This window comes from Streptomyces spiramenti (genome assembly GCF_012034385.1).
GTDB classification, from domain to species: Bacteria; Actinomycetota; Actinomycetes; order Streptomycetales; family Streptomycetaceae; genus Streptomyces; species Streptomyces spiramenti.
Window position 1 is genome coordinate 1 of sequence record NZ_JAAVJB010000365.1, and the last position, 3224, is coordinate 3224.

Sequence of the window (3224 nt, forward strand, 5' to 3'; positions counted from 1 at the left end):
CGACGTTGTCGGCCGTGGTGCCCCAGGCGACGGAGTGCGAACCGCAGGAGTTGTTGGCGATCATCCCGCCGAGGGTGCAGCGGCTGTGGGTGGAGGGGTCGGGGCCGACCCCGCGGAGGCCGCCGAGGCCGCCCGCCGCGTCTGCCGCGCCGCCACCGGCGCCACCACCGGTGAGACCGTCGTCACCGACCCGCGCGACCAGCGCGCCCTCTGGCGCGTCCGCGAGGACGCCTCCGGGACCGCCACCCGCACCGCCGACGGCAGCGAGGCGTGGCCCGGCTGGGAGGACTGCGCCGTCCCCCCGGCCCGTCTCGGCGCCTACCTCACGGAGTTCCGCGCACTGCTCGCCGAGTACGGGCTCCGCGGCCTGCCCTACGGCCACTTCGGGGACGGCTGCATCCACGTCCGCATCGACTTCGACCTGCTGACCGCCCCCGGCATCGCACGGTTCCGCGCCTTCTCCCTCGACCTCGCCGATCTCGTCACCGCCCACGGCGGCTCCCTCTCCGGCGAACACGGCGACGGCCTCGCCCGCGCCGAACTGCTGCCCCGGATGTACGGCGAGGAGATGGTCGGCCTCTTCCACCGCTTCAAGGACCAGTGGGACCCCGACAACGGCCTCAACCCCGGCGTCCTCGCCCGGCCGGCCGCCATCGACGACCACCTGCGGTTCGCCCCGCTGCCCCGCGGGCCCGTCCCCGTCGCCTTCGGCTACCCGGAGGACGGCGGCGACTTCACCGCCGCCGTGCGCCGCTGCGTCGGTGTAGCCAAGTGCCGCGACACCGAGCCGGGCGCCGGCGTGATGTGCCCCTCCTACCGCGTGACCCGCGAGGAGAAGCACTCCACCCGCGGCCGGGCCCGACTGCTGCACGAGATGCTCGCCGGGGAGGTCGTCACCGACGGCTGGCGCTCCCGCGAGGTCCACGATGCGCTCGACCTCTGCCTCTCCTGCAAGGGCTGCCGCTCCGACTGCCCCGTCAACGTCGACATGGCCACCTACAAGGCCGAGTTCCTCCACCAGCACTACCGCGGACGGCTCCGCCCGGCCGCCCACTACGCCATGGGCCGGCTGCCGGACTGGCTCCGCCTGACCGCCGCGCTCCGCCTGGCCCGCCCCGCCAACGCCCTCGCGGCCGTGCCCCCGCTGGCCGCACTCGCCAAACGGCTCGGCGGCCTCACCCCCGAACGGCCGATCCCGCCGATCGCCACCGCGCCGTTCACCCGCACCACCGGTCCGGGCGCCCCGCTCCCCGGCGGCGGCGACGGGCCCGCCGCCGACCTGCTGCTGCTCCCGGACACCTTCACCAACTACCTCGCACCGGAGGCCGGGCACGCGGCGCGGGCCGTACTGGCGGACGCCGGGCTGACGTCCGCACTCCCCGAGGGGCCGGTCTGCTGCGGCCTCACCTATGTCTCCACCGGCCAGCTGGACCGGGCCCGCGCCGTCATGCGACGCACCCTCGACGTCCTGGAACCCGCCCTGGACGCCGGCCTCCCGGTCACCGTGCTGGAGCCACCGTGCGCTGCCGCGCTCCGCACCGACCTGCCCGAACTCCTGCCGGACGACCCGCGCGCGGCCCGACTCGCCGTGGCCACCCGCACCTTCGCGGCGACCCTGGAGGAGTTCGCCCCCGACTGGCACCCGCCGCGGATCGACAGACCCGTCGCCGGTCAGACCCACTGCCACCAGCACGCCGTGCTCGGTGACGACCCCGAACGCCGGCTGCGCGAGGCGGCGGGGCTCACCGGCGACCTCTCCGGCGGCTGCTGCGGCCTCGCCGGCAACTTCGGGTTCGAGAAGGGCCACTACGAGGTCTCCGTCAGCTGCGCCGAGGAGCAGCTGCTGCCCGCGGTCCGCGAGGCGCCGCCCGGGACCGTCGTCCTCGCGGACGGCTACTCCTGCCGCACCCAGCTCGACCAGCTCGGCGGCCACCGCTCCCGCCACCTCGCCGAGGTACTGGCCGAACACCTGTCGGAGCGGCCTGCGGCGGGGCGCGCAGGCTGAGAGCCGGCGTGCCTCGTTCTGTCCCGCCTGCCGGGGGCGCCCGCCCCCGGTTCCGACCGGGGGCGGCGCCGAACGAGCCGACCGCACCGGACGGGCGCCGTGACAGCGCCCGTCCGCCGCCCCCGGACTGGCGACCCCGCCGCCGCGCCTCTCGGCGCGAGCCGGAGGCGGGGTCGGGTCACTCCCGGCCCCTGGTCAGGTGCAGCGCGGTGGCGCAGCCGGGACCACGGACGACCAACAGCCCCGGGACCGGTGGGTGCGAGGGGCGGCCAGGGCCCGGGCGAGGACGTCCAGGACCGCGACCCCTCCCAGGTTCCCGGTGCCGCGAGAGAGGCGCGCGCATCATGACCGCGCTCGGGGCCCAGGCCGACGCCCGCCGGTCGCGGCGATGACGCCGGGGACGCCGGGGTGGACGACGCTCCACACAGGCGCGGGACCGCGGGCGAGTTCGGTCCGGGGCGAGGCTCGCCCTGTGGCGGGGACGTCGCGTGAGCGTTCAGGGGGCTGCCGCCCCCGGCGCTACGCTGCCCGCATGATCCGCACCGCCACCGAAACCGACGTTCCCGCCATCCACGCGATGATCCGGGAGCTGGCCGCCTACGAGAAGGCCGAACACGAGGTCGAGGCCACCGAGGAGCAGCTCCGGGAGGCCCTCTTCGGGCCGCAGCCGGCGGTGTTCGCGCTGGTCGCGGAGGGCGCTGAGTCCGGGGTGCCCGTCGGGTTCGCGCTGTGGTTCCGCAACTACTCCACCTGGACCGGTACGCACGGCGTCTACCTGGAGGACCTCTACGTCCGGCCCGAGGCGCGCGGCGGCGGCCACGGGCGGGCGCTGCTGGCGACGCTGGCGCGGATCTGCGTGGAGCGCGGCTACCGGCGGTTGGAGTGGTGGGTGCTGGACTGGAACGAGCCAGCCATCGGCTTCTACCGGTCGATCGGGGCCGAGCCGATGGACGAGTGGACGGTGCAGCGGGTGACCGGTGACGCGCTGACGGCGCTTGCCGAGGGCGCCGCGCCGAGGGAGAGGCGCCCCGGCTGAGGCCGCGGGGGCCTGACCCGCGAACGCCCGGCCCGGGGCCGGTGGCGCGCGGCCACCGCTCGCGCCCGGGAGTCGGAGGTTCACGACGGTCACGCCCCGCAGTTCGCGGTGCGGGCGTGATGCGAGCGTTCCGGGGAGTCGGGGGCGTGAGTACGTGGCGGGGACGTCGTCACCGGACGCCAC

At 76.2% G+C, this 3224-nt stretch carries 2 protein-coding genes; both read left to right on the forward strand.

The window, feature by feature from the left end; all coding sequences use genetic code 11:
* Positions 1-2005, forward strand: a 2005-nt coding sequence (locus HCJ92_RS23215) for an FAD-binding and (Fe-S)-binding domain-containing protein (RefSeq protein ID WP_209311504.1), incomplete at its 5' end; no start/stop codon positions are given.
* Between the two features lie 532 nt (positions 2006-2537).
* Complete coding sequence (locus HCJ92_RS23220) at positions 2538-3041, forward strand: GNAT family N-acetyltransferase (RefSeq protein ID WP_167935573.1); 504 nt, start codon at positions 2538-2540, stop codon at positions 3039-3041.
* Positions 3042-3224 lie beyond the last annotated feature (183 nt).

Excerpts from the sequence above, each read along its gene's own strand:
- HCJ92_RS23220 (WP_167935573.1), top strand. The coding sequence starts at position 2,538 with ATGATCCGCACCGCCACCGAAACCGACGTTCCCGCCATCCACGCGATG.